This is a genomic window from Agrobacterium sp. 33MFTa1.1 (genome assembly GCF_004328495.1).
Taxonomy (GTDB): Bacteria; Pseudomonadota; Alphaproteobacteria; order Rhizobiales; family Rhizobiaceae; genus Agrobacterium; species Agrobacterium pusense.
On record NZ_CP036359.1, the window covers coordinates 17,548 to 43,526 of the forward strand.

The window sequence follows — 25,979 nt, forward strand, 5'->3', positions numbered from 1 at the left end:
AGAGAAACCTTGGACATCAAATCATCGATCCAGCGCGAGCGGTCAAGCGTGGTCCACGAACGCGAGGCATGCGATTTCAGTCACTTAGCGTGTAGCCAGCTGACAACAAAACGCGGTGCGTCAACGGCCTCTCTGTTAAGGCGACATCAAGCTCGCTTAGGCTGCAGCCCGGCGGACCGCAAAAGCGCCATCAGGACCGGCCCCAGCGAAAACTTACCTCGGCGCGCCTTAGTCGTCAAATCCCTTAGATAACTGCCAGCCGAAGAAATATGCCATGTTTTTTTCGAGGCTCGCAGCCATCGCTACGGTTGCGTTTTCCAGTCCCATCACTGCGCAGACATCCTGATACGCTGACGCCCAAGCATGGATCGCGCTACGACGGTACCCGAAGCAGATAACGCCAACATGGAAGCGTTCCTGAGCAATCTCGAAACCATACTTCCGGTAATCGGATTTAACCTATTAAAGCCGTTGCCAGGCGCTAGTAACTCTGAAAAGCCAGCGCATGTCGACCTCGGCCCGCTACGGTTCCCGTGCCAAACGCGCCTCGGTTACAAATCAAACATAAATCTGGAATTACCGCTAGGGCGGTAGAGGAAAATGGAGACTTCATTGTACTTTCCGGGTCCGAGACCCGAAAAGATACTGACCACCTTCTTGGGAATTATGGAGAGCTAAGCGCCGACCTAATCAAGCAAGGCGTTATGGTTATTGGAGACAAACGAAGATCGATACATCTTAACGAGAGCGTGGCCGTTCAAAAGCCCTTCTGCTGTAGCCACAATCGTTCTGCAGAGAAGCGCGAACGGTCGGAAAGAATGGAAGCTCGAAGATAGGCCGGATTTAAGCTATCACGACTGGCAATCACGAAGCTAAGGCATCCGAGTACACTCGAGCTCACACTTGCGCGCATATTTACCCCCAAAACATATCCCCGAAATTATTAGTTGCGCATATCCAAAATTTAGTCAACGAATATTAAATTCGATCATAAATAGTTTTTTCCCTGTTACTTCATATCAAATAAAGCACAATATCATCGATATTTTGAGCATTAGCTGTACAAGCGTTAGACGCCGCTCCGGCTAAACCCTTTCAAAACCAACATCTGCTCTCAATCGAACGCGCCGACAAGATTGGCCACAAAACGGACAAACGCTCGCCGGTTCGAGTTTGCCTTCCCGCCAACGCGAAGGAAATTAAACTCTCTGCGTGTTGCATCTGCAAATGACCACCCGGGTTTCACCAGCAGATTACGGCAAGCCCCAACCTCATTCCCGGTCCTTTTGCAGGAGGGTCCATGATACGCAAATTCTTCGCCACCATTCTCCGGTTTCTTCACTTCATTGATGACAGCATTCGCCATCAATTCGTAGCCGACGGATGAGAGATGCATATTATCAAAACTGAACAAGCCGCCCTGGCTTAACTTGTTGCTGAAAGAAGTGCCCGTTACGTACCCGAACTGGCCAAAGGGCAGCTGCGGACGATTATCAAATATGAGGGACGGACCAGCAGGTAACCCGAACTCGCTTCTCTTCACCTCGAATGTTCTGGTCGCCTTGCAGATACCGACAGACAAACGTCGAAGGCAGCCCTTGTAGTCATACCGCGCCAGTGTAGACGCCACGTCTATGAAAACAAATTTCGGACCGTGATTGCGGGAACTATATTCCTTACCAAGGCTGCTGACATATCTGTTGGCTGCACGCGCCAACTTATCACCCTCTTCTACTTGCACGGACGTGAGCGACGAATTGCCGAAGAGTGCACTCCGGTATTCTCCGCTTCTATATTCAAGATTGGCCGGTTGCGACGGAAGACCTATTCCGTTGAAAAATACATATTCCAGACCATCAACCTTGCTCAGTTCGTCAAAGAGATACTTTATGTCGGCTTGATAACGGGCTCCCAGAAATTCCCGTATGGTGCTCGCCTTGCAACGTGTCCGCCCTTCCTGCCTGTCCAGCCCATCACTCAGACACACCCTGGTCTCGACTGATTTTGCCATAAAGGACATCAGGTAGAGACCGTTATTAGACCCGATATTGACGATGAGCCGTTTCGGCTTACGGAGTTTCACTTGATCAAGTGCGCTGAGTTGATCGATGCATTTCGATTTCGTAGGGTTGAGAACATAATATGCGTTGGAATAGAAGAAAGCATCGGCAAGTGCAGAAAGTCGTCCCTTTCCGAGTTGTGCAAGGCTCACTTTTGCCGCCGTTTTGTAGTCTTTGGCTTTCCACGCATAAAGATCGCTCGTGTTGAAGCCGGAGACGGCAAGGTTATCGACAAAGGCGCGTCTGTTTGGAGGAATTTTGCGGAACGCGAGGTCGTATAATCGTTCACCCTGCTCCCGGGCTGCGCCAGTAAGATCAGACCATCGCAACCCCTCCAGATTCAGACCATAGCTGATCGTCGAACTGGGTGAGGCGTCATGCGACGGATACTGGGGACCGTAAAACCTTCTTTTTCCGGTCCGATCACCGTTTTTCTCATCGATCAGGCCCATTGCGATTGCCACGTAACTTGGCACGGACCACTCTGAAAGCCACCAGTTGATCCGGAGTGACTGCACGCCATTATAGAGGCTGTCACCAAGCGCCATGAGTTCAGGGTTCATATATTCCTGTGGAATATCGAAGTTTGAAGAAACGCAAGACGCTTTGGCTCCGAAATTTTTCGCTTTTTCGCCGTCCCAGTATTTATGAACGTCGGTTTTATTGTAACCGGCGTTCTTAGCGTCACGATAGACTGCTGGTCTGCTTTTATATTCACTCTCCTGGGCAAACGCCGGCGACACCGATGCAGCGGACAGGACAATTGCGACGAACTTTTTCATTTCACTCCCCCGAGCAAAAAGAATAAATGAAATCCAAAACTTACAAGCGAGAAAAAACAACTTAAAATTGACATGCTGATCCATTTTTTGTCAAGACTATTCTTTGCGACCCAAACACCCTCCAGTTGTTTTGGAGGCCGGTCGTCCATATTTTTTCAGCAGCGTAGTTTCAGCTCAGTCCGCGCGGTACGACTGTTTCGGGCCGGAAGGGAACCGACGGCTTAAGAGTCCCAGTCCGGAGGAAGCAGACGTTGATCAACGCCGACTGTTCAGTCACACACCACCTGCGTCCTCGATGGCGATGGGCGGGATGGCTTCCACATCCTCTATGTCAGCCCGCTCAAGGCGCTGATCAACGACCAGTACCGTCGGCTCGAGCCACTGTGCGAGGCCTGCGATATACCGCTCCACAAATGGCACGGCGACGTGTCGGCCGATGCCAAGTCGCGGGCGCGCAAGAACCCGAGCGGGATCGTGCTGATCACGCCGGAATCTCTGGAGGCACTCCTCGTCCGCCGGGGCAAGGAGGTACGCTTCCTGTTCTCCTCGCTGGAGGCACTCGTCATAGACGAACTCCACGCATTCATCGGAACCGAGCGGGGCATGCAGCTACAGTCCATCCTCAACCGCATCGAGATCGAATGCGGGCGGGAGCGGATCGATCGCATCGGCCTATCGGCGACGCTAGGTGATATGCGGTTGGCCGCCGACGCGCTCCGGCCCGCCGGCGGCGCGAACGTAGCGGTCATCGAGGGTAACGACGAAGGTAACGGCCTCAAGTTGCAGATCCGGGGATACTACGACAAGGAAGGGGCCGCCAAGAACGATGGCGAAGAGGTGGTTGAGACGCCGCCCGGTACAGAGGCGGACGAGCGGCGCGGTATCCCGGAACGCCTCGCCAACGACCTCTTCCGCTTCCTGCGTGGGCGCCGGAATCTGTTGTTCGGCGGCTCTCGGGAGCGCGTCGAGCTCTATGCGGATCGCCTCCGTCTGATGTGCGAGGACAATCGGGTCCCGAACGACTTCTTCCCCCATCACGGCAGCCTGTCCAAGGCCGAACGCGAGGACGTCGAACTCAGGCTGCGCGACGATCCCCGCCCAACGACGGCGATCGCGACGACGACTTTGGAGCTTGGCATCGATATTGGCGACGTGGAATCCGTCGCTCAGATCGGTCCGGGCTTCTCGGTCTCGTCACTCAGGCAGCGCCTCGGTTGATCGGGACGACGGGCAGGGAGCCCGGCCGTCATGCGGATGTTCGTCATCGAACGCAAGCCGACGCGTTTCAGCGGAAATGGCGGTGGACTGCACGATCGCATCGCGCTGGAAATGAAGCGCGTGCTCCAAGGCAGCGAGCAATACGCCTACATTGATCGCGTCGCTGCGGAAATGTTGGGCAACGCCCGGGCGTGTTTTGGCGAACTTGGGTTGGCCAGAGGGCCTTTAAAATTACGAGGCGGCTTAGCTCTTGAACAAATCTGAACACACGACCCCATTGTCGCTGTCAGCCGCACATGGCAAAAGACTCAATGCATCAGCGAGTTACCCATTCAAACCATGATGTTTGTTCACTCCATTTTCAGAGCGCTCCCAAGTTCGTTGGCCGACTCTAAAAGGAACCCGCTTACGAGGTTAAGCACCTCGCTGAATCCCATTGACCCGAAGCGGCAATTTTCACCCTGAATGCGTGTGACCCTTTGATCCTTTAGGTAGAAAAAGCTAAGCCTATGCTCTACAGATCGCCAGTTCGAAACAAATCATTGAAGACAAATTGGGGGCAAGCCATGCTGGTCGGCAGATTCGGCGGAATGATTCTCACAACGGGGAAAGATCAAGGCATTGTCGTTCGAGTATGAGGATATTGAAGACTGGGACACGCTGCAGCAGGGTGAAGTCTTTGAATGGGTTGGGGAAACTACGGGGGATCCTTGGCAGAGATACGGAATTATCATCACCGCCGATTGCGACCTGCACCGCAGGAAGCATGGGGGCTACATATCGTATCTTCCGGCACTAACGACCCGGGATTTCATTTGGACCTTTTGGCGACCGGCGATCCTAGAGCCTGAATTAGACAGGCGTCTCGCCAAGTGTGCTGTGCGGGTCAACAAGTGGCTTAGCAAAAATCGCTCGAAATCCACCGAGATATCAAAGGATGCACTGGAGGCGTGGGTCAAGCGCACACAGCCTGAAGAGATACTCGATCAGATGGGATGCGGCGACAAAGGACAGCGTGCCGATCTTCTGAACGTTATAAGGCCCGTGCACGAAATTCGTGAGTGTCTGAACGAGAATAAACCGGACTTGGCTAAGTTCACGGCTATCTTTCGACTTGTTAACCCCGCAGCCGAGAATAATCCTGCCGTTATGCACAAGGCCTTTCAAGACACCATTAGCGGACTTCCTGGGGACATATTCTATATACCGGGTCTTCCCCTCGAAAAGCACGACGGCCTGTTTGTGATGCTGCGACATATGCGGCAATGCCGCGAAGACGATATTGCGAAGAAGCCGGATGACATAAGGTTCGAAGGCGCAACTGCGAAACGGATCGCGCGTGTGTCGGCGACGTTTAGATATGCGATCAGTCAGAATTTCGGGAAGGTGTTCAGCGACATTGGCCTACCCGAAGATCATGAGGTCCGCCGAAAAGGCGCCTCGCAACGCTTTTTTGAATTCGTGAGTAGCCAATGAGACCGCTTGTTTTAACAGAGAAGGCCCTTAGCGTTTTAGGCTCGTTGGACCTATCGGTAGAGAGCCTCCTCCTTGATGACACGACTGCCGAGACGGCTGTACCGAATGTCCACTTCGGGGAGCATGGCGTATACATATCGGCGCAAAGCTGCGCACCAGATTGCCGTCTGCTAGTCATTCGGCGCTGGGACGGCGGCCTCTTCGACGGCGTCGAACCGACGGAGCGGCGGGCGGTCTTCGATCGCTGCGCTCGTATCGCGCTCCGCAGCTTTGACAAGAGCATAGCGCTCAATCCGAAATGGATGCCGTTCAGGCAAGATAATCGAGTCTCCGTGTTTGCCTATGGGGTCGGCGCGACGGAACGAATACTGGCTGAGGTCAACTACGACGAGTCCGGGGACACTTACGTCTTTGGTCTCTCGGCCGGTGGGGAGGTTCGAGACTTGTCTAGCCTCACACCAGATAGCGACGTGTACATCAACGCACGGCTGGAGTTTAGTTCGATTTTGCGAACGCCTAGCAAGCAGCAGCAAGACTATGACGAAAGCATCGACCTGGAACTAATGGACCGCGGTTTGCTGGCGAAGGGGATTTCCTTCGAAGACTGGATGCTACACTTGGCACCAAGGCAACGCGAATTTGTAGAGCGAGAACTCACCGGGCCGCTGCGTCTACGCGGCGCCGCGGGTACCGGTAAAACGCTGGCCATGGTTATGAAGGCCGTAAAAATTAAGAATGAGGCGAACAAAGCTGGCGAAGCCAAGCGGATACTGTTCCTCACCCATAGCTGGTCGATGGCTGAACAGATCGATGGTCTTATTAGTCAGCTTGACCATGCCGAGGCTGGTGCTGCCACGCTAGAGGTTTTCCCGCTTCTCGAAGTCGCGAGGAAGCGCAACTACTCAGAGATTGGACGTGAGCCACTTGGTGTCGATAGTGAGGAGGGCAAGCGCAAGTCTCTTGCTGAGATTGGTGAAGTTCTGGCCGCTTTCATGGCAAGCGACTGGATAGCCTTTAGGGGTGACTGCTCCGAAGAATTTGTGAATGCCATCGAGGCCCCAGCAGGTTCCCGCCGACTGTTCTACTTTGAGTGGGACCTGCTAGTCGAGTTCGGTTGCGTTCTCGCCGCCCAGGGCATTCTTGGGCGACAAAGTGAACTCGAAAAATACATTCGTATCCGGCGAATGCAGTATATGATGCCGCTTGCCAACAACGTCGAGAAGGAGGTGGTATTCCGGCTCTGGGGCAGTTTCCTAGCTCAGCTTAAGCTTAAGGGAATGATCTCGTCAGATCAAATCGTATGCGACGTCCTTGCTGACCTGCAGACCTTCTACTGGGAGGCAGCGCGATCTGATCAGGGTTACGACATCGTCTTCGTCGATGAAACACATCTGTTCAACGCCCAGGAACGCCTGACTTTTCATCACCTCCTGTCGGATGGAGACAAAGCTCCATTGGTGGTCATGGCACTAGACCCCAAGCAGTCGCCGCGCGAAATGTTCGTTACGTCGGTGCAGCAGGGCCCCGGAAGCAGGCCGGACGTCTACGACAGCGCTCGATTGCCCAAGTCAGATAGGATCGATCTTATCGATGTGTACAGGTACACGCCCGAGATCGATGGCCTCATAAAGAGGGTTCTCAATGCCGTGCCCGGCCTCGAGTTGGGTGAGGACTGGAACGTTCCGATGGCAACCAGCGGCCTCGCAAGTGGTCCAATGCCGACCGTCAGGGTCCTTCCTAATAAGCTCGCCGCCTATAGAGAGGCGATTGCCTGCTCCAAGCGATTTTCACCAGACGCTCGCCGACGTGGCGGAAGAGTTGCGATCCTCTGCTTAGATCAAGAACGCTTCTCAGAATATGCACGGGCCGCCGAAGCGCAGGAGACCAAGGACATATTTACCCTGAAGTCGCGAGATGATGTGGCCCGGCTTAAGTTTATGCAGAAGAAGACGGTCTTAAGCACGCCGGAGTACGTTGCAGGGTTGCAATTCGACACCGTCATCATCCTCGACGCCAACAAGAACCTCGTCCCCGATGGCGGCTACAGCGGCCACCAGCAGCGTCGCTTTCTTTCCGAACTGTACCTTGGGATGAGCAGAGCAGAGCATCAACTCGTCTTTATCTCTTCTCAGGATGGAGACGGACTTCCAGAGGTTCTAGATCGTGCAACCAAGGACGGGCTGCTCGTGGGAGATGCACGTTGAGCTCCTGAGGATCGCCCGTTCAGCAGTTAACCGAAATTCTGATAAACGCATCTGGACGGCGCTGATCGAACCAGTCGGGACAGCAAGCCCATGAACACTCATTCAGAAAACCGCAACACATGAGGTTGAGAAAACAAAGTCCACCCACAGATTGGTCAGGTTTTGAACGTGGGGACGATGCAGCAGGAGATCGCGCTTAATAATCGAAAAATCGGAATCAAAAGGCAAAATATGGCGTTGGCCGGGAAACCTTTCTACCAAGATCGCAGGTACGCAGCTCTAGGACGCTTTAGCTGCGCTTGCCGTGAATCGATTAAATGTTCATTGTGAGCGCCAAGAACGGGTAATGCAACAGGCCGGTTGTGAGCAACGTTCGATCAAAATGAGGAAATACGTCGGATATGCTTGGCATCGGCAGCTTTAATGAGTTGGTGCAAGTCGCCAGTTCTGAGGTCACTTTGGAGCGTACCTCGTCGCCGGGCGACGTGCATGAGGAGCCGCTTCTTAATGGGTTAGCATATCGGCTATTTCGTCAGTCCCTAGACATTGAGGAGCGGCGCAAGCAAGGCACGTTCTTTTCCGGTCCGAAGATTGCAGGCTCCCTTGCATCATCCCTCCGCCTTACTGTCCGAGCTGACGCTCTTGTTATGGACCCTACATGCGGCCTTGGAGACCTCCTCCTAGCATATGCCGCCGGATTGCCGCTGCAGGCTACGCTCGAAGGCACACTAGCCGACTGGGGAGCAAAACTTGCCGGACTAGATCTCGATGCCGACCTCGTGCGCATGGCAAAAACGCGTCTCGTCATGTTGGCACGATCGCGAGGCAAGTTTAACTCTCGGCTGAGGGACATCGATGATTACTTTCCGCTCATTCGAGTAGGTAACATGCTTTCCGAGCTGCCATCTCTGGCCGATGTGGACGGATTTCTGTTCAACCCGCCATTCGGGCAGACAACCGAACACGGATCAGCTCATTGGGGATCCGGGAACGTCAACGCCGCAGCGACATTTCTCGCTGCTGTCGTTGAAAATCGTAAACCTGGAGCGCCTATAGCAGCCGTTCTCCCTGAAGTCTTGAGGTGTGGCAGCCGCTATGAACGCTTTCGCCGGCATCTAGAGAGCGCAGGGCTCTTCGGCGGTTATCGCTCATGCGGTCGCTTCGACACGTGGACCGACGTCGATGTCTTCACGACACTCCTGTGCGATGGCTCAAGCCCATCGGTATGGAGAGATATCGTAAGAAAAGAAGCCGATGGACAAACGGTAAGCAGCAATTTTGACGTTCGGGTTGGCGCTGTCGTGCCACACCGGGATTTGGAGGTCGGCCCATGGAGCCGATACATTTGCGCAAAATCGACACCAGCGTGGGCGACTTTTACGCCAGATCGCAGCCGCCGTTTCAGAGGAACTACGTTCGAGCCTCCGTTTGTCGTAGTCCGAAGAACGTCCAGTCCGAGTGATCGTCAACGGGCAGTCGCAACCATCATCATTGGTGAAAGGCGGGTCGCGGTCGAAAACCATCTGCTGGTCTTGCTTCCAAAAGATGGATCCCTTGGAGCATGCGAAAAGTTGCTGGACGTCCTCAAGGGGCCCAAGACGTCTACCTACCTCAATGAAACAATACGGTGCCGACATCTGACCACAGCATCGATCGGCTCTATCCCGTGGAACGAGAACAATGGCTGAATCCATACGGTTTTCCCCAGACATTCTAGCCAGGCTCGGCGAGGAGCTCGTCTCCGACAGTGATCAGGGGATTATGGAGCTCGTCAAGAATGCCTACGATGCGGACGCAAAATTGTGCGCCATATCGCTGGAGAATGTCCATTCTGAAACCGGTACGATAAAGGTATCGGATGACGGAACCGGAATGACGGCGGCCGGCATCAGGGACGGCTGGCTGGTTATCGGAAAATCAAGCAAAAATCAAAAGACACGGACAAGGCTATTCAACCGCATTCCTGCCGGCGATAAGGGTCTTGGGCGCTTGGCTGCCTTACGACTGGGAAAATCCGTAAGACTGATCACAAGACCGATAGAGGAGCCCGGTGTCGAATACAGATTGAGCATAGACTGGGCTCGATTCGACTCGGCGAGCCTTGTCGAGGACGTCGACCTCGATGTCGAAAAACTCGACACGGAGATGTCGCACGGCACTGAAATCATCATCGAGTCCGTCAGAGCGAATTTCAGTCGGACATCTGTCAACAAGCTCGCTCGCAATCTTTTGCTGCTTTCGGACCCGTTTGCAGGGTCCGCGTTATCATCTGCTCCAGGTGACAGCGCGGTCGAACATACGGCTCAGGATGACCCTGGTGTAAACGATCCAGGGTTTCGGGCAGAACTTCTATCTCCTGAATATGCTGATCTACAGGCCAAGGTTGCTCAGGCCTATTACGGCGATGCGGAATATCGGATCAGTGTTTCCCATACCCCTGACACCTCGACTGCGTTTCGCATTGTGGACTGGAAAGGCGACGTGCTCCATGAGAAGGTCACTGCCTCTGCCGACGACGAACCATTATATCGTACCCCAGCTTTCGCGTTCGACCTCTGGGTGTTTATCCTTGACAGCAAATCTTTCTCGACCCGAGCATCAACCGTTTCGGAAGTTCGCGACTGGCTGAATCAAGTAGGCGGTGTACACGTCTATGAAGATGGGATCCGAGTACCACCTTATGGTGGGCCTGGCGACGACTGGCTTGAAATTAACTTGCGACGCGCGAGAAGTCCGGAGATGCGACCGTCGACAAACACTTCGGTAGGTTTGGTTAGATTATCGAACCCCGAACGATCTCTGATTCAAAAGACGGATCGTAGCGGCTACATCGAAAATCATACGTTTTCCGAAATGAAACGATGCTGCCAGGACGCTCTGGACTGGGCGGCCAGAGCGCTCACACGGGAACGAGACAAAGTTCGTCAGGCGGAAAAGCAGGCTTCACAGCAGAAGACCGAGAAAGCCACCGCGAACCTAGACAAGGTCCTGGCGCATACCGTTTCGACGACGGACCGAAAAAGGGTCGATGATGCCATCGCGCGCCTGGTCAAGGAATCTGGCAGAGAGACCCAGTCGCTTAGGGAAGAGCTGCAGCTTTACCGTTCGCTCGCGACCGCAGGCATGACTTCAGCAGTATTCGCCCACGAAATCGGGCGACCGCTGGAACTCATCGATAAGGGTATCGAAGCTCTCCAGAGGCTCATCCCTGAGGAAAAACGTGATTTGGCAGACAAGCGGATCAAACGCATCTCGAATGCGAAGGTGCGGCTAAATTCCTTCATGTCTATCCCGCTTACACTCCTGGCAAAAAAGAAGCGGCGGTCTGGCCGGGTGAACGTCAACAATTGCGTGGTCGCGATAGCAGAACTGCTCTCGCCCATAACGGATTACTTCAAGGTCACGACCGTCTTGGAACTCACCAGCGGGTATACTGACATCAATGGTAGCGAAGCTCTGATCGATGGTGTCTGCCTCAATCTGGTTATGAATTCGCTCAACGCCTTCCAGCGCGACAACTTTGAACAGCTTGACAGACGTATCAAGATTTCGAGCCGCTATGACGGTTCCAATATCATCTTGACCATCGACGACAACGCCGGCGGGATCGATGGGATCGATCTGAAAGACATATGGCTTCCAGGTGTCACGACATCGGCGAACGGAACTGGTTTCGGACTGACGATCGTACGCGATTCGCTGGGCGACCTTGGCGGGACTGTCGACGCTGTCGCGTTGACGGCATTCGGAGGCGCGCAGTTCATTATCAAAATACCACCTATGCGGGGGCTCCTTTGATGAACATAGCAGTAAATCCTATGCGTCTCTCACGTGTGACGGTCATCGACGATGACGACGACGGTCGGGAAGACTTGATGGATCAGCTTCGTGAATTCGACATGGAGCCAAGCGCGATTACCGGCCAATACGGCCGCGAGATTGACCGGCTCCTTGCCGAAATCGAGTCCCAGAATCCATCATTTGTGATCTGCGATCATCGGCTTCAACCCAAAGGGCTTGCCTCTTTCTTTGGGGTCGACGTCGTAAAGAAGCTGGTGGAGCGACGGCACCCCGCAATGTTGCTGACCATGTACCAGTCGTCCGACCGGCTGAAGCTGCGAGAGTCTCGGGACGCAGTCCCCGTCATCATCGGCCGCGATGCATTTCGCCCTGAATTGGTTGGCGGGTATTTCGAGGTTTGCAAGAGGGAAATCTTGGCAGATCCAGTTGATGAGCGGAAGCCCCACAGATCTCTGATACGAGTGGATGGTCTGAGCCAGGGGGTCGGCGGCGAGCAAGTTCTCGACGCTGTCGTATCCTCGTGGTCCCCCGATCATGCAGTGCCGATTCCTTTTAGCTGCATAGACCCAGCGATCCGTGACAGAGTGCAGGTGGGCACCTATCTCCTTGGTGATGTCAATATTGGCAGCACGAGCGAGGATGATCTTTACTTCCGCAATGTCAACGAAGTCGCTCCTCCCCCAAGAGAAGGGCTGTAAGTGAGCGAAGTCATCATTCTCGATGTTGGCCATGGCAACTGCGCAATCCTGCGTGACGATACACAGGTAGCTGTCATCGATGCCCCGGTTGGAAGCATGCTGATTGATACCTTGGATGACATGGGTGTCGATCGGGTTCGGGCAGCATTCATTTCGCACACGGACAAGGATCACATAGCGGGAATCCTCGCCCTGCTGACAAGTGACAAGATCCACCTAGAGGAAGTGTTCATCAACCCGGACAGCCAGAAAAGGTCGAAGATCTGGGCGGATTTCAAAGTTGCGGTCAGCGTTGCTGAACGCAAAGGCGAATGCAGGGTCACGACAAGCCTCTCCACAACCACGCCAGGACGCGTCAGTATCGGTGAAAGTGAGATCGTGGTCGTCTCTCCATCGGCCTCTCTCGCCTTGACAGGGGTAGGCGGACAAACTGCCGACAAGCGCATAGTCACTTCGAATAGTTTGTCGGCTGCGCTGAAGATCAACAGTCAAGGACGCGCGGGCATCCTTCTGGCCGGTGATATTGATGACATTTCACTGGAAGATGCATTGCGTAGCGGCGCCGACCTCAGCGCCAACACACTCGTTTTTCCCCATCACGGAGGGCTGCCAGGCACTGGCCCGATAACAGAGTTTACCCAAAAGCTTATTGGTAGCGTGAAACCGAAGAACGTCGTCTTCTCCAATGGTCGAGGTCGTCACGACAACCCTCGTCCCGAGGTTGTGGATTCGATTGTGAAGTGCGGTTGTGCGATTGCCTGTACCCAGTTGTCGGAGCGATGCCGCGCAACGTCGGCTGATCAGCCAAATCATCTGGAAAACATAAGATCGCACGGTAAAAGCAAGGGCTCGAGTTGCGCAGGCTCGATGACCTTCTCTTTGGAAAAGGGCGGCGAGCGAAGCGACATCGCCAAGCAGTCCCATGGTGCTTTCATTTCTGAAAGTGTACCTCATCCGATGTGTCAACCATCAGGAGAAAACTTGATTTGATCACGGCGTAGGAATGAATTGCATGGAGTGGCGCGGATACCCATTTTTTATAAGATGCCCCATGCCCAAAACCTCCCCCTCCCCGTCATCTCGCGGAGCCCCAGCTCCAAAACGATCCGCCGCGCCGCCTGCGGTATGACTTCCAGCGTCTTGGCCACCATCCCGGCCGACACCACCGGTTTTGCGATGACGAGCTCGACCAGTTTTGGCAGCTTTGACGACGTCCGCCGCCCTTCCAGCTTCCGCTCGAACAGGGTGCGGGCCAGCGCCAGTCGGTCATGTTCTTTCATACCGATCTCCGCCGCCGCCAGCAAGCCTCAGGCGATGGCAAGCAGCCGCGTTTCGCGAACACGATGTCGTCGTCGATCAACGAGAATGGTTTCAGGCCGAGGTTGATGGCGGCGAGATGCGCACCCGCCTGCCGCAGCATGGAGGCCGCAAACAGCCGTCCGAGCCAAGGCGCATGCTGCAGGACCAATATTTCGTTCCAGCATCGAGGGCGATGACGGCCTGCAGCGCCGCTGGCAAGTTTTCGGCCTGGCGTAGTACACCACGCCATTCGTCGAGCCGGGCATCCTCGTCCAAATCGAGATCGTAGACGAGAGTGGCTCGCTCGCGGGTATCGACCGCAGGCCGGTCGCGGCGTTTTGCGTGTTCGATCGCAGCGTCAGATCGCGCTAGCAGCGCATCGATCGCCGCGAGGTCGACGCCGGGAAGCCCTTCGGCTTCTTCGCTGTCGCTCCCCTCGCCGTCCGGATCGATCGCAGCCGCGCTCCGCACCGTGCTGGTTGCCTCCGCCGCCTCAGTTCCGATCGGGGCAATCTCCGATGTCTGCCGAAGCGTTCGAACGCCTTCCGGTGACAGTGCCCATTCGGGCAACTGCCCAGAAATCCGTCGGCGAGTCCGCAGCACGTCGCGAGCGATGGTGAGCTCATAGGTCGGGGCGCGGATGTCGCGTGTGGCATCGTGGAGGACGAGGTCTTCGAGATGCACCAGTTCACCGTCGATCCACAGCGAGGCGCAGGCATCGGTGTATTGCATGCGCTCGATGAAGCCCGCGCCGACGGGCAAGCGGGCGATGCGCTCGTCGAGACGGGTCAGGACGACACCGGCGTCAAAAGCGGGTCGCATCAGGGCCTTCATGCTGATTTTTGAAACATCGTAAGCCATTGAAATCGAGGTAAATGATTTTCTAAAGAAAATTTATTTGAATAATTAAGTTCGATACATGGTATAGTTTTGGTTTATATTATAAGTTTCGACGATTACCCCTTATAATTCATGATATTAATGAATTATTCCCAGTAAAATAAAGGGAATAATACTGCAATAATATAGCGCAACCCTAGCTAAAAGTACAAACTTATCTCCCTCAGGAGAATCTAAACACGTACCACAAGCATTTTGACACGCGAGATCTTACTCAAGTAATTTCGATCCCCAAGCATTGATCACGCCATATCCGAGCTTTAACTCTTAACGATTGACGTGACGCCCGCTAGTAGGGACAGAGTTCAGATCGAAAGCTCAACCACCTCACTCGCGTGATACATTTGCCCAAGCTGATCGTGCCGGATACGAAACTGGCTGCGTCGCTTGATCCTGAAGTTCCCCGCGGCATCGGTCTCCAGCTTGATGGCCGGATCGTAATAGACTGTTCCCGCCGCCAAGGCCTTCAGGAACAGGATCAGGTCCGTCTGTTCGCAGAGCTGAATCCGCGGGCCGTAGCGATATTCAGGTGGCGGCGTCCGGAACAGCGAGGGAACGTAGGCGGCTTGGGCATGTTTGCGGTTCCAGTGCTCGATGATGCCCGTGTACTGCCAAAGCGCTGCCGTTTCGCCATACTGATCCAAAAGGGCAATACCGCCGGTCAGATCCGTGATTTTTCCCGCCTCGAAATCGTAGCCGGTCAGGCGCAACTGCAGGCCAGTGTCTGAGTGATAGCCGCGGGCGCTCGAATAAATCCCCCCGAAATTCAACCGCCCCGCCTTCCCGCTCTTGTCGGCATAACCGAACCTTCGCAGAAATGCCTCCACCCCCTTCTCGCGATAAAAACCGCCGGTCGGTTCCGGCGTGAGCAAGGTTACCGGGCTCGTTGGCCGGTAGCGGACAAAGTCAGTTACGCCATACTGCTTGATTTCCCAGCCGAGGTAGTCCGGTTCCGAATAGCCGTTCGGACTGATACCCAGCTCGGCCTCCAGGGTATAGCCGCCGCCGTTTCGCGCGACATAGGGACGGGCAACGCCGTCAGCACCAAGCTTCTGTGAGGGTATCCAGTGTTTTGCATAGATGGCAGCAAGCGTCTCCAGAAGCCGCTGTTTCGTGCTGCCGGCTTCCGGCACGGCCGGAATTTCCAGAAAGACACCTGCGGGCTGGAGATCAGCGGATGCATATACGGCGTTTGCCAGAGGACTGCCAGCCGGCACGGCGTAGCCCAGAACCTGCCCGTCACGGGTGATCCCGAGAAAAAGCACCCTGCCCTCGTCACGGACGCGCATGACATCGCCCGGCGCATTGCGGCATCCCTTCAGGAAGCCCGACATCCGAACTTCGGGGTATTTCGGGTAGAGAATGAGCTGGGCGTTCGGGGCCTCGTAACGGCCGTCTTCATCAATCCACCAGAACCGGACACTTGCCTTGGCCCGGTCACGCACGCTCCCTGCCGTTTCGGACCCGTCAGTCTCCACGGCACCGTGCGGAATGACGTTCAGGGCAGAAAAGTCGCCGCCGAGATAAATCTGGTTTTTCGAGTTGTCGTTCGGTGCAAGCTTCTTGGCGTAAATTCGCTCGGCGCCATCCTGGCGCATCAGCCCGGCAAGGGCCTCAAGGGTATCAATCATGCTGCGAGGCCCCGGATTTCCAGTTGAGGAGCTTTACCGCGCAGCCATACGGCAAGAGTTGCAGCAATATCATCAACCTTCAACTTCTCCCTGCCCTTGAGCGCGCACTCCCACACGGTACCGACACGCCAGCCGGTCTCCCGAAGACGGGTGATCGCCCTCACATCACGCGCCACATTTCCAGAGATCTTGGCCTGCCAGAATTCCGTCCGCGTCGAGGGCATCCGGAAGAGATGGCAGTCATGGCCATGCCAGAAGCAGCCATGGATAAAGACCACGGCGGAATATTTCGGAAACACCATATCCGGTTTTCCGGGCAAAGTGCGCTCATGCAGCCTGTATCGAAAGCCGGCCGCGTGCAGGGCCCTGCGCACAAGCAGTTCCGGCTTCGTGTCCTTGCCGCGGATGCCGGACATCATCCGGCTGCGGACATGGGCAGGAACGATATCAGCCATTGACGACGGCCTTCTCCTCCTCCGTGTCGGGAAGATCAAGGACCTGACCGGACCGGGCATCCGGCAGCCATGGGCTCATGGCCTCTGCAATGGCCTCGACAACGGGCATGACGACCGCATTGCCGAACTGCTTGTAGGCCTGTGTGTCGGACACCGGTATTTCCCAGACGCGGTTTCCCCGCTCGAACCCCATCAGACGGGCACATTCCTTCGGAGTAAGCCGGCGCGGACGCTTCCCCTTCCCCTGATCGATCAGGATTTCGGAGCCATCCTTGTAATAGCGGGCGGAAAGCGTGCGTGCGACGTCACCGGGACCAAACAGACCGAACCCGAAGCCGTTGCCCTTTGCCTCGTGCTTCTTCTTGTAGTTCTGGAGATATTCCCAGAGCTTCGGGGTCAGGGTGTATTTGGCCTCAACGCCGGATTGCAGGATGCTGCTCAAGGTCGGCTCCGGACCTTCGGGAACCGCGACGTCATCAAACGTGAATCCGGCGCTGTGATCGCGGAACCCGGCAATGAAGATACGTTCCCTTCCCTGGGGAACCCAGGGCCGGGCGCTGACCACCCGGGTCACGACCTTGTAGCCCAGTTCTTCCTCCAGCACCTTCATGATGGTTGCAAACGTGCGCCCCTTGTCGTGCCGCTGAAGGTTTTTCACATTCTCCAAGAGGAAGGCTTTCGGCTTGTGGTAGCGGATGATCTGCGCCACATCGAAGAACAAAGTACCCTGTGTTGCATCGAGAAAGCCGTGGGGGCGCCCCAGTGCATTTTTCTTCGACACGCCGGCGATCGAGAACGGCTGGCAGGGAAAACCTGCCAGCAGCACGTCGTGCGCGGGTATCCTTGCCAGCGCCTCGTCATCCTTCGTGTACTCCCGGATATCGCCGGCGAAGACGTGTTCCTCGTCCTCGGGAAAGTTTTTCCGGTAGGTCTCTGCCGCGTACTTGTCCCACTCGCTGGTGAAAACACATTTGCCGCCAATGCTCTCGAAACCGACCCTGAGGCCACCAATGCCGGCGAAGAGGTCAATAAAGCGGAACCGGACCGGCTTCTCCGGCAGCCGGTGGCTTTCTGCCAGCTGCCGAAGCATGTCGAGAGCGAGCGGAGACGGAGAGCATTCGCCGTTTTCGTGACGGTAGGCGGAGCGGATAGAAGCCCTGGTGACGCGCGCGGCCTCCTCAAGGGTGAGTCCGGCCTGCTCCCTGAGCCGCGCGAACTCTGTCTTGCCGTCCTGATGCGTCATTCCCGAATCTCCGCTGTGTCGATTTTTGCCACTCTGGCACAAAGGGACTCAGCGAACAAACATTTTGTTCGTCATTTGTTCGCAACTTGGCAAATTCACACAGAAGAATTTAACGATGCCAAGACGATTATCGTCAAATGGGGAGGACGCAACGCCGACGGCCAAGCCAGATCCCGCCGCGCTTTCCAATGTGGGCCGAGCCAACGACGACGACGCCATTGTGCCCCTGGTCAGGGCCCGCCACATCATTGTTAGATACTGGACGAAAAAAATCGACATTGCGTAGTTTTGAAAGACAATTGCATCCATTGAAGCGGTTTGGCACTTCGTCTCCCACGTTTTGATTCACACCCGGATAGGTCGCCGTTTCAACAGATCGCACAGGAGAAACGCTTGCTGATACTTGAGATCGTCATTTTTTCTGCGGCTCTTATCGCGGTTGGCCTTCTGGCTGTGCAACAGATTATCGCGCATGTTCGGGAGTATAATTTCTACAAGAAGAATGGTGGTGATTTTTCTGTCGATAGCGAAATGGATCACGTCAAACTTGACAGATCAATGCACGACAACGACCTCCGCCTCACGAACTGGCAGCGATTTTATCTCTTCCGCCCGGCCTGCATCGCCATGCTCGTCTTTTTTTGGGCTATGATGATTGTCTCTCTGCTTTGACTGAAGCGCCGAGCTTCTATGTCAGCGGAATGGCCAAAAAGCCTTCTTCTGCGGAGGTGTTGCTTGATGCAGACCAGTTCACGCTGGTCGAATATCTCAAAATATGCATTCAAGGCACAACACGATTGGATAGTTAGGCGTCGCCGTGAAAATGTTGTGCTTTGGTTACCCTTGTGCCGGCCAGCGAACATATTCCCGGACCCTTCCAGCGCATCCATAGCCGCCCTCAGCGGGCTCGCCCGCGATTACCCGATCGTATAGTTCGATGCTACGCCGCGAAGATGTGTGACTGTCGCTTGCGACAACAATCCACTGCCCAGATATTCAGCAAAGCTGTATGAGAATATTTCACTTCGTTCTATCGCCTGGACCGAATTGCTATCACCAAAGACAACGAGGTATTCGTGATCCTCCGGCGCCCAGATCCAGAGATCATGACCTGAAAAATGGATCAGAAGGTTATAGGGCGAATTTTCAAACAGCGCATCAAGCACCGACCCGACCGGTTGCGGTGAAAATTGGCACGCAGGCTGACCGAACTCGTAAGCAGCGAAATCAATTTCGTCACTACCGATACGCGCGGCGACAAGGGCGATTTCCTCCCCACCTGGAAATTCGGGATAAATCCTCGCCGCAAAATTCCTGATTCGGATGGCCAGATGGTCGAGCGTGCAATCTTTCCCAATGAACTCTGAAATCACGAGAATCCTCTTCAATCGCCGTGGAAGCCAGTACCACCCAGACCGATATCTCTCCTATTGAGACGAAATGACAGCGTCACCGGGAGCAACTGGCTCATTTGGAATCCTCACAAAGGTTTTGATCGCGCTCCGGGATAACGATGAAACACGGCCCGCAGGGAAACGCTCGATAGAAACGGCAGCTTTATCCTCGCTATTGAAAGCCCGATCGAAAGCGTCGTGTCCGCTAATTAAACGACAATAAATTGGGGTTATCCTCTGACAGATCGTAATAACGCGTTGCCAAACCGAGCATGGATTGCCGTATCTGACGCGTTTCTCCATCACGGTCTGTTTCAGGGCATCATGAACCGGCAGTACCCGCTGCATATTCTTCATTTGCCAACCCGAAGGAGGACCAAATGGAAGGTGCACCCGTACGTTTTAGAGCCATTGAGGACTGTGAGGCCTCAGGCATTCCCATCCCTGCCGGAGCATATTTCGGCAAGGAAAAAATCCAGACAACAGGCGACCATACCGCCAGTCGAGCATTCCTCTACAGCCTCGAACTGACAGAAAAAGGCAAAAACCTCGACGTCACGCCGCTGGTCGAAGTCGGTAAAATTACCGTCGTCCGGCAAAGCGCGCTCTAGCAACGCGACCAAAACATTCAGTTCGATTAGAAACCCTCCCAGGCGGAGGGTTTCCTTTTGTGTCAGGCGGGAGAATGCAAGCAAGGCGCAGGGAGCTGCAGGAGTAAAGGCGCGAGACGCAGCAAAACTTTTTCCTGTTATTCCGCGCGTTTTTCAAAGACAGCTACTTCCCCACCAGCAACACCTCCCTTTCTTCTCGCGACCTTGCCATACGCTGACGGGCCGCCGCGACGATTTCCTTACGCGCCTGGCCGGGCAAACCGGCATTGAAGGGTGGTGCCGGTGCATATTCGAGCGACAGCTGGATTATCTCTGCCTCGTCCTGTCCCATCAGCTCGGCGATTACAGCAAGCCCGAAATCGATGCCCGACGTGACACCGCCTGCGGTGATCAGGCTGCCATCACGAACAACACGCTCATTCACCGCGTTCGCTCCAAACCGCTGCAGAAAGTCCATTGCGTTCCAGTGGGTAGCGGCCCGTTTCCCGGCGAGCAATCCCGCCTGACCGAGCACAAGTGAACCGGTACAGACCGAAGTAACGAAGCGCGCAGTGGCGGCCTGGGATCGCAGGAAATCCAGTGTCTCCTTGTCAGTCAGCAAAGGATTTACGCCACCGCCTCCAGGCACACAGATCACATCGTAGGCTGGCGCTTCCTCAAAGGCTCTGTCGGGTGTCAACCACAGTCCGGTCGACGCACGTATCGGCTCGGTCGTCTTCCAGACGAGATCGACCTGCGTATCGCGCGCCGAGGCGAATACTTCATAAGGACCCGTGAGATCGAGTTGCTGAACACCTGGAAAGCAAAGGATACCGACACGAACGGTCATTGATTTCTCCTGTCTTGACGCGGTTAGTATCGCAGTAAATGCTGTGGCACGAATGCCAATAATCCCTCGTTTCAGGCCAATCTCGATGTTACGTCAAATCGAAATCCTTCTTTTCCCCGATGCTCAGGTGCTCGATGCTACCGGCCCCGCCCAGGTGTTCGCATCCGCCAACCGGCTGTCGCGGGCAACGGCTGGTGGGCTCTACGAAGTCACTTTGGTTGCCGAAGAGACGCAGGTCACATGCAACTCTGGCATAACGTTGGTGTGCAAGACCTTGCCAACGAACAAATCTGCGCCTGACACCGCCATCGTTGCTGGTGGCAGCGGCGTGAATGCTGCCTGCGACCGCGCACCGCTAATCGAATGGGTTCGCGATCGCGCACCCCGTGTCCGGCGAATGGCCTCGGTTTGTAGCGGCGCATTCCTGCTGGCGGAGGCCGGCCTACTGGACAGTCGCCGTGCCGTTACCCACTGGGGCCGGTGCGACGAGTTCACAAAACGATTTCCAAAAGTTCGGCTAGAGCGCGACCCGATTTTTTTGCGTGACGGTTCGATATGGACGTCAGCGGGCGTGACGGCAGGGATCGACCTTGCTCTGGCAATGGTGGAGGAAGATCATGGCCGCGCACTCGCTCTCACCGTCGCACGCGAGCTTGTGGTCTTCCTCAAACGGCCGGGAGGCCAGTCCCAATTCAGTGTGCCGCTCGGACTTCAGACAGTCGATGACAGGTTTATGGAACTCCACGCATGGATCGCCACAAATATTGCACGCCCCATCACGCTCGATATCCTCGCTGACCAGGCCGGAATGAGCCGCCGCTCCTTTGTCCGCCATTATCGGCAACGGACAGGTCGAACACCCGCTGAGGGCGTCGAGATGATCCGCCTGGAGAGAGCGCAGGTACTGTTGGAGACCGGCAGCTCCGTCGAAACGACTGCCCGGAAGTGCGGCTTCGGATCACCCGAAACGATGCGGCGGCTGTTCCTGCGCTGGTTGGGTGTGGGACCGAAAGAATGGCAGGAAAGGTTCCGCGGCTGATGCGGGTCTTCCTCCGGGTGAAGGCATTGGATCGGTACACGCCTGTTCCCTGACTTCGACGACGGCAATATCGCGACCAAGCAGTGGTTAGCTGAGAATCCCCTTAAATTGCTTTACCACGCCAACCGCGGGTCGGAACAACTCGGAATTTACATAAAATTTACGCTAAATCTTATCGGTTTGAACCGATCCGCCCATGCTACCGTTTCAGGCAAGTCGAAACGGGAGCCCGGCTGCGATGATCTGGAACTTGGAGAAGCTCGAACAAGAACGTCTCGACCTCATCGAGGTCATCGACAATCTCAAGAGGTGGGAACGTTTCTCTATAGACGACCGGCACATCATCTCATTGCAGATCACTGCACATATGATGCGGCTCAGCGAAATGGACGAGGACTTGGCACAGCTGCGAGGTCAGGACCATCCAATGCGGACTGTCTGATCGCTATCTGACCCGCCATTTATAAAAATAGAGAAGCTTGATTGGCTAATCGGATAAAGGCTTCTTTAACTCGTTACTTACCCACTGCCGCAGATATTCGCCTCCTCGCCTGCCTCTCTGACGACCTTGAAACAAAGTTCTTCGGTAGCAATCACTCAGCTACGGTGCTCCAAGACCTCTTGCGGTTGAGTTGCCATAAAACCATAAAGGCCGTCGCACTGAGAACCCCAAGCGCCGCAAAGACCGCATGCGCTCCCATCCCCGCCATGAGCGCAGCCAATACCGGCGGCGCCAGTGCGTTGATCAGATTTATTGGCAGGGCAATGGTTGCCATTGCGGCGGCATAGTCGGCTTTCTCAAAGAAAACGAGCGGCATCGTGGCTCGGGCAACAGCGAAAGCCCCGCTTCCGACGCCGTAGATCACAAGAAACCCTGCCACCGACAGGATGCCTGGGTCGCCTATCCACATTACCAGTAGACCGATGGGTATCATCGCGCCGGACACAATCCCGGTGGATAGCCCATCCCATCGTTGCCCACCCAGCAGGTCAACCACGCGTCCGCCCACTTTGAACACCCCCAGAAGCGAGGCAATCGTGACGGCTTTGGCAAGGTCCATTCCGGTCGCCTGCAAAAGTTCAATGCCTACAGCTTCAATGCCAAACGTCACGAAGCTGTTCAGAGCGATGGCGGTCACAAGAAGGGCAAAAACAGGACCCTTGCGAGCACTTCCATTGTTGGTGGCCGGCGCGGTCACGGCACGGGTCGCTGGCAGGCCGATTAAAACAAGTGGGCAAATGACCAATGCCATGATGCCAGCGTAGACAAGAACCGTCGCACGCCATCCAACCACACCGTCGAGGAAGGCAGTGATGGGCCAGAAGACGCTACCCGCCAGACCCGTTACCAGCATCAGTGTACCGATAAGGCTCCGCGCCCTATCCCCTGCGTAATCCGCGATATAGGCATAGGCTGACGTCGTCAGAAACATCGCGCCTGCAATCCCGATCAACACCCAAGCGGCCCAAAATACCCAAAGGTCCGGAGACAGCGCCAGCAGACAAAGCCCCGCCGCGATCATCCCGGCTCCGGTAGCCATAACAGAACGCGGTCCAAGTCTGCGAAACGCACGGCCTGTCCAAGGGGCAGCGAACCCCATAGCGACGAACATCACGGAGGTTCCGACAAAAATCATCGGCAGCGAGGTTCGGAATTCTACCGCGACCGTCGTCGCGATCACCGGCAAAACGCTCACCACGCCCCAACCGGTGATCTGGGTCAGCGCTAGGAGGAGTAACACAAAGAGGTGACGTTGCATCATTCACTGGTAGAGCCGAAGTGTGACGGTCAGATAACGCCTACGGCAAAAGCAAATCGCTTACATCAGACATCAACATCCGAACCCGTGTGGAAAAAACCGCCTCTCCTTTCACTTACGCCACACAGTCCATTGCGACCTTGCTTATCGGTAAGTAGCGACGGCACTTTCAATCCCACGCACCAAGTCCTCATCAAACCATTTGATCATCTGCTGGATATCTTGTTGGGCGGGGGTCACTTCACCAGCATCCACCAATTCAATTGCAGCTTGGGACATTGCCAACAGAATGCGCGCTGCCTCCGGCTTGGGAGATTGACGCCGGTGTCGTGGCGTTCGCGTATGATCTGGTAGCGGAGCTTCTCCGGGTTGTCCACGCGGTCACCAGAAAATCATGGACGCTGACCTTTTGTCCGCCGATATCGATCATGGCCTCCCAGTCAGTCTCGGCATACTGCAGCGCCTCGATGCGTTCGCAGGCGTCGATTGGTGCATTCAGCATGCCTCTGACCGACTTCCAATCGGTTTTCATCGTAACCTCTTTACAAATGACGAAGCTCTCCGCTCTCAGCTTCGGTCCACCACCGCCTCCGACGTCACCCCCTCATCTTCGGGAATGAAGCCACCAATCTGGCGTTTCCAGAGCCGCGCAAACAATCCGTCCTGCTCGACCAGTTCCTCGGGCCTTCCCTCTTCGACAATCCGGCCGTGATCCAGCACTATGATGCGATCCATCCGGGCAATGGTCGACAGGCGATGGGCGATGGCAATGACCGTTTTGCCCTCCATCACAAGATTGAGCTTGTCCTGAATGGCGGCCTCGGACTCGCTATCAAGGGCGGAGGTGGCTTCATCGAGGATCAGGATCGGTGCGTCTTTCAACAACACGCGCGCAATGGCGACCCGCTGGCGCTGCCCGCCGGAAAGCTTGATGCCGCGGTCTCCAACGAAGGCCTGATACCCTTTTCGTCCCTCGCTGTCGGTAAGATCGCCAATGAAGCCCTCCGCCTTCGCCACTTTGGCCACCTTCTCCACCTCCTCCTGCGTTGCCTCTGGGCGCCCGTAGCGGATGTTGTCGCCTACCGACCGGTGCAGCAGGGCCACGTCCTGGGCAATCACCCCGATATTGCGGCGCAGGCTCATCTGCGTGACCTCGCGAATATCCTGCCCGTCGATGCGAATGGCGCCCTCCTGAATGTCATAGAAACGCAGGAGCAGATTGACCAGCGTCGTTTTTCCCGCACCTGATAGCCCCACAAGGCCGACTTTCTCCCCGGCGCGCACGGTCAGCGACAGATCATCTATCACCGGTCTGCCTGACTTGTAAGCAAAGCGGATATGGTCGAACTCGATGTTCCCATGCGAAACGCTCAGTTCCGCCGCGTCGGATCTGTCCGTAATCGTCGGCGGCGTCGTCATGACAGGCATGGCATCCTTGATCGTACCGATCGCCTGGAATATCTGCTGACCCATCTGCAGGAAGGTGAATGTGTGCCCGGACAACCGCTGCAATATATAAACCGCGCCGACGAATTCTCCGACCGTGATGAAGCCTTTCACCAGACCGGAAAGCCCCACCGACAGGATCGCCAGCCACAACGCCATGTTGAGCGCAACAACCGCCAGCTCGGATGCGCGATAGACACGCTGTTCCCGATGCTGCGTCTGCACGGCTTTCATCAGTATGCGGCGGATTGCGCCCGCCTCGCTGTCCTCGGCGGCAAATTGCTTGATCATCTGCATGTTGCTGTAGAGATCGGTGATCGCCCCCGAGACAAGGCTCTTTTGTTTCGCCGAGCGCCGTGACCGCTCTGAGAAGACCGGGGCAAGTTTGACGGCGAGAACTACATTGAGCACGATCCAAATGAACACCGGCAGCGCCAGTTGCCAGGACAAGGCGGCAAGGAGCGCAAGAGAGCCGATCATTTGCAGCAGGAAACGCGGTCCGATCTGAAACGCGTTGATAATCTGCTGCTGAACGGCTGACGAGACCTGCGAAAGACGCGAGGCGACCTGCCCCGCATAAAGCTCATGGAAAAATGCCAGATCCTGCTGCTCCACGGCCTTGTGGCCCTGCCACTGGATGGCCGCCGGCATCGCAATGCCAAGCGTGTGGGAATTGAGCGTATTGAGAAGGAACGACGCTATGGGCATAGCGGGGAAAATCAACAACCCAAGCACGGTCAGCAACGGCCATTCATTGCGCAGGAAAGCCGTTGCTCCCTGCGCCGTCACCCCATCGACGATAACGGACAGACCCCAGATGATCGAAAGATTGATGGCTTCCACCGCCATGGACGACAGGGCAAGAGCAATCAGGACGCCACGAAACATGGCAATGAAATGCAACAGCACCGCGACGGGGCCTTTCGACGGCAGTGGCCGAAAGGGAATGTCGAGCGGCCGTATCAGCGTCTCGAAGGGGCGGAAAATCGTATCTGAAATCGACATGGGCCTCTCGGATCGCGGTTTGGCATCGACGGGGAGGAATCAGCTACGCGTCCGGCATGGAACCATGCATGGCGTTCAATCTCAATTAGCGGCTTAGTTTTTTGGGATTGGAGCTCGTGGTTTGGGCT

Annotated in this window: 23 protein-coding genes and 2 pseudogenes; 13 read left to right on the plus strand and 12 right to left on the minus strand. The window is 55.6% G+C overall.

Features of this window, described 5'->3' with window-relative positions; translation table 11 throughout:
* Positions 1-146: 146 nt before the first annotated feature.
* A pseudogene (gene repC / locus EYD00_RS13900) lies at positions 147-378 on the minus strand (replication initiation protein RepC); the annotation flags it as partial.
* Positions 379-711: 333 nt separating this feature from the next.
* Between repC and EYD00_RS26355 the strand changes: the two are divergent.
* A complete protein-coding gene (locus tag EYD00_RS26355; RefSeq protein ID WP_081859415.1) occupies positions 712-876 on the plus strand; it encodes a DUF4357 domain-containing protein in 165 nt (54 codons plus the stop codon).
* A gap of 238 nt (positions 877-1,114) precedes the next feature.
* Here EYD00_RS26355 and EYD00_RS13910 read toward each other — a convergent pair whose 3' ends face one another.
* Both EYD00_RS13910 and EYD00_RS26360 read right to left on the minus strand, forming a co-directional pair.
* Positions 1,115-2,842: a hypothetical protein gene (locus EYD00_RS13910; protein WP_131258873.1), complete on the minus strand. Its 1,728-nt coding sequence runs from the start codon at positions 2,840-2,842 to the stop codon at positions 1,115-1,117.
* Between the two features lie 273 nt (positions 2,843-3,115).
* Positions 3,116-3,262: a hypothetical protein gene (locus tag EYD00_RS26360; protein ID WP_353505113.1), complete on the minus strand. Its 147-nt coding sequence runs from the start codon at positions 3,260-3,262 to the stop codon at positions 3,116-3,118.
* On the opposite strand from EYD00_RS26360, the gene EYD00_RS13915 reads away from it, so the two are divergent.
* The 8 genes from EYD00_RS13915 to EYD00_RS13945 all read left to right on the plus strand — a co-directional run bounded on the left by EYD00_RS13915 (position 3,194) and on the right by EYD00_RS13945 (position 13,229).
* Entirely contained in the window at positions 3,194-4,060 is an 867-nt protein-coding gene (locus tag EYD00_RS13915) for a DEAD/DEAH box helicase (protein ID WP_353505114.1), read from the plus strand. The genes EYD00_RS26360 and EYD00_RS13915 overlap by 69 nt on opposite strands.
* A gap of 30 nt (positions 4,061-4,090) precedes the next feature.
* On the plus strand, positions 4,091-4,324 hold the full coding sequence (locus tag EYD00_RS25925; protein WP_051674157.1) for a hypothetical protein: 234 nt from the start codon (positions 4,091-4,093) through the stop codon (positions 4,322-4,324).
* Between the two features lie 357 nt (positions 4,325-4,681).
* Positions 4,682-5,536 carry a hypothetical protein gene (locus EYD00_RS13920; protein WP_034496473.1) on the plus strand — a complete coding sequence of 285 codons (855 nt, stop codon included), beginning with the start codon at positions 4,682-4,684 and terminating at the stop codon, positions 5,534-5,536.
* Entirely contained in the window at positions 5,533-7,740 is a 2,208-nt protein-coding gene (locus tag EYD00_RS13925; protein WP_034496476.1) for a hypothetical protein, read from the plus strand. Before EYD00_RS13920 ends, EYD00_RS13925 begins: the two co-directional genes overlap by 4 nt.
* Before the next feature lie 401 nt (positions 7,741-8,141).
* Positions 8,142-9,428, plus strand: a complete 1,287-nt coding sequence (locus EYD00_RS13930) for a DNA methyltransferase family protein (RefSeq protein WP_051674159.1) — start codon at positions 8,142-8,144, stop codon at positions 9,426-9,428.
* A complete protein-coding gene (locus EYD00_RS13935) occupies positions 9,421-11,538 on the plus strand; it encodes an ATP-binding protein (RefSeq protein ID WP_034496479.1) in 2,118 nt (705 codons plus the stop codon). The genes EYD00_RS13930 and EYD00_RS13935 overlap by 8 nt, the downstream gene beginning before the upstream one ends.
* On the plus strand, positions 11,538-12,239 hold the full coding sequence (locus tag EYD00_RS13940) for a hypothetical protein (protein WP_034496481.1): 702 nt from the start codon (positions 11,538-11,540) through the stop codon (positions 12,237-12,239). Before EYD00_RS13935 ends, EYD00_RS13940 begins: the two co-directional genes overlap by 1 nt.
* Complete coding sequence (locus tag EYD00_RS13945) at positions 12,240-13,229, plus strand: ComEC/Rec2 family competence protein (protein ID WP_051674161.1); 990 nt, start codon at positions 12,240-12,242, stop codon at positions 13,227-13,229.
* A 47-nt stretch (positions 13,230-13,276) separates the two neighbouring features.
* On the opposite strand, the pseudogene EYD00_RS13950 reads toward EYD00_RS13945, so the two are convergent.
* The 4 genes and pseudogenes from EYD00_RS13950 to dcm form a co-directional block, all read right to left on the minus strand.
* Positions 13,277-14,399: pseudogene (locus EYD00_RS13950) on the minus strand (RHE_PE00001 family protein).
* A gap of 344 nt (positions 14,400-14,743) precedes the next feature.
* A complete protein-coding gene (locus EYD00_RS13955) occupies positions 14,744-16,069 on the minus strand; it encodes an MvaI/BcnI family restriction endonuclease (protein ID WP_034496483.1) in 1,326 nt (441 codons plus the stop codon).
* Positions 16,066-16,524: a very short patch repair endonuclease gene (locus EYD00_RS13960; RefSeq protein WP_034496485.1), complete on the minus strand. Its 459-nt coding sequence runs from the start codon at positions 16,522-16,524 to the stop codon at positions 16,066-16,068. Before EYD00_RS13960 ends, EYD00_RS13955 begins: the two co-directional genes overlap by 4 nt.
* Positions 16,517-17,767, minus strand: a complete 1,251-nt coding sequence (dcm, locus tag EYD00_RS13965) for a DNA (cytosine-5-)-methyltransferase (RefSeq protein ID WP_051674163.1) — start codon at positions 17,765-17,767, stop codon at positions 16,517-16,519. Before dcm ends, EYD00_RS13960 begins: the two co-directional genes overlap by 8 nt.
* A gap of 393 nt (positions 17,768-18,160) precedes the next feature.
* Between dcm and EYD00_RS13970 the strand changes: the two genes are divergently transcribed.
* The gene (locus EYD00_RS13970; protein ID WP_034496490.1) at positions 18,161-18,439 is read left to right on the plus strand and encodes a hypothetical protein; all 279 of its coding nucleotides are present in this window, start codon (positions 18,161-18,163) and stop codon (positions 18,437-18,439) included.
* A 245-nt stretch (positions 18,440-18,684) separates the two neighbouring features.
* Here the strand turns inward: EYD00_RS13970 and EYD00_RS13975 are convergent, their stop codons facing one another.
* On the minus strand, positions 18,685-19,140 hold the full coding sequence (locus tag EYD00_RS13975) for a hypothetical protein (RefSeq protein ID WP_286084885.1): 456 nt from the start codon (positions 19,138-19,140) through the stop codon (positions 18,685-18,687).
* Positions 19,141-19,541: 401 nt separating this feature from the next.
* Between EYD00_RS13975 and EYD00_RS13985 the strand changes: the two genes are divergently transcribed.
* Positions 19,542-19,772 carry a hypothetical protein gene (locus EYD00_RS13985; RefSeq protein ID WP_034496492.1) on the plus strand — a complete coding sequence of 77 codons (231 nt, stop codon included), beginning with the start codon at positions 19,542-19,544 and terminating at the stop codon, positions 19,770-19,772.
* 163 nt (positions 19,773-19,935) lie between these two features.
* On the opposite strand, the gene EYD00_RS13990 is transcribed toward EYD00_RS13985, so the two are convergent.
* Positions 19,936-20,601 carry a DJ-1/PfpI family protein gene (locus EYD00_RS13990; RefSeq protein ID WP_034496495.1) on the minus strand — a complete coding sequence of 222 codons (666 nt, stop codon included), beginning with the start codon at positions 20,599-20,601 and terminating at the stop codon, positions 19,936-19,938.
* An 85-nt stretch (positions 20,602-20,686) separates the two neighbouring features.
* Here EYD00_RS13990 and EYD00_RS13995 point away from each other — a divergent pair, with 85 nt between their 5' ends.
* Together EYD00_RS13995 and EYD00_RS14000 are read left to right on the plus strand one after the other, a co-directional pair.
* On the plus strand, positions 20,687-21,640 hold the full coding sequence (locus tag EYD00_RS13995) for a GlxA family transcriptional regulator (protein ID WP_286084886.1): 954 nt from the start codon (positions 20,687-20,689) through the stop codon (positions 21,638-21,640).
* A gap of 238 nt (positions 21,641-21,878) precedes the next feature.
* Positions 21,879-22,082: a hypothetical protein gene (locus EYD00_RS14000; protein ID WP_034496497.1), complete on the plus strand. Its 204-nt coding sequence runs from the start codon at positions 21,879-21,881 to the stop codon at positions 22,080-22,082.
* A gap of 151 nt (positions 22,083-22,233) precedes the next feature.
* Here EYD00_RS14000 and EYD00_RS14005 read toward each other — a convergent pair whose 3' ends face one another.
* From EYD00_RS14005 to EYD00_RS14015, 3 genes are all read right to left on the minus strand, one after another.
* Complete coding sequence (locus EYD00_RS14005) at positions 22,234-23,400, minus strand: MFS transporter (protein ID WP_034496500.1); 1,167 nt, start codon at positions 23,398-23,400, stop codon at positions 22,234-22,236.
* Positions 23,401-23,659: 259 nt separating this feature from the next.
* Positions 23,660-23,932 (minus strand): hypothetical protein, encoded by a 273-nt coding sequence (locus EYD00_RS14010; protein WP_286084887.1) that lies wholly within the window; start codon positions 23,930-23,932, stop codon positions 23,660-23,662.
* Between the two features lie 35 nt (positions 23,933-23,967).
* On the minus strand, positions 23,968-25,851 hold the full coding sequence (locus EYD00_RS14015) for an ABC transporter ATP-binding protein (RefSeq protein ID WP_034496502.1): 1,884 nt from the start codon (positions 25,849-25,851) through the stop codon (positions 23,968-23,970).
* Between the last annotated feature and the right edge of the window lie 128 nt (positions 25,852-25,979).

Excerpts from the sequence above, each read along its gene's own strand:
- EYD00_RS13925 (WP_034496476.1), top strand. The coding sequence starts at position 5,533 with ATGAGACCGCTTGTTTTAACAGAGAAGGCCCTTAGCGTTTTAGGCTCG.
- EYD00_RS13930 (WP_051674159.1), top strand. The coding sequence starts at position 8,142 with ATGCTTGGCATCGGCAGCTTTAATGAGTTGGTGCAAGTCGCCAGTTCT.
- EYD00_RS25925 (WP_051674157.1), top strand. The coding sequence starts at position 4,091 with ATGCGGATGTTCGTCATCGAACGCAAGCCGACGCGTTTCAGCGGAAAT.
- EYD00_RS13985 (WP_034496492.1), top strand. The coding sequence starts at position 19,542 with ATGGAAGGTGCACCCGTACGTTTTAGAGCCATTGAGGACTGTGAGGCC.
- EYD00_RS13960 (WP_034496485.1), bottom strand. The coding sequence starts at position 16,524 with ATGGCTGATATCGTTCCTGCCCATGTCCGCAGCCGGATGATGTCCGGC.
- EYD00_RS14015 (WP_034496502.1), bottom strand. The coding sequence starts at position 25,851 with ATGTCGATTTCAGATACGATTTTCCGCCCCTTCGAGACGCTGATACGG.
- EYD00_RS14010 (WP_286084887.1), bottom strand. The coding sequence starts at position 23,932 with ATGAAAACCGATTGGAAGTCGGTCAGAGGCATGCTGAATGCACCAATC.
- EYD00_RS13990 (WP_034496495.1), bottom strand. The coding sequence starts at position 20,601 with ATGACCGTTCGTGTCGGTATCCTTTGCTTTCCAGGTGTTCAGCAACTC.
- EYD00_RS13935 (WP_034496479.1), top strand. The coding sequence starts at position 9,421 with ATGGCTGAATCCATACGGTTTTCCCCAGACATTCTAGCCAGGCTCGGC.
- EYD00_RS14005 (WP_034496500.1), bottom strand. The coding sequence starts at position 23,400 with ATGCAACGTCACCTCTTTGTGTTACTCCTCCTAGCGCTGACCCAGATC.
- EYD00_RS13940 (WP_034496481.1), top strand. The coding sequence starts at position 11,538 with ATGAACATAGCAGTAAATCCTATGCGTCTCTCACGTGTGACGGTCATC.
- EYD00_RS14000 (WP_034496497.1), top strand. The coding sequence starts at position 21,879 with ATGATCTGGAACTTGGAGAAGCTCGAACAAGAACGTCTCGACCTCATC.
- EYD00_RS13955 (WP_034496483.1), bottom strand. The coding sequence starts at position 16,069 with ATGATTGATACCCTTGAGGCCCTTGCCGGGCTGATGCGCCAGGATGGC.
- EYD00_RS13995 (WP_286084886.1), top strand. The coding sequence starts at position 20,687 with ATGTTACGTCAAATCGAAATCCTTCTTTTCCCCGATGCTCAGGTGCTC.
- dcm (WP_051674163.1), bottom strand. The coding sequence starts at position 17,767 with ATGACGCATCAGGACGGCAAGACAGAGTTCGCGCGGCTCAGGGAGCAG.
- EYD00_RS13910 (WP_131258873.1), bottom strand. The coding sequence starts at position 2,842 with ATGAAAAAGTTCGTCGCAATTGTCCTGTCCGCTGCATCGGTGTCGCCG.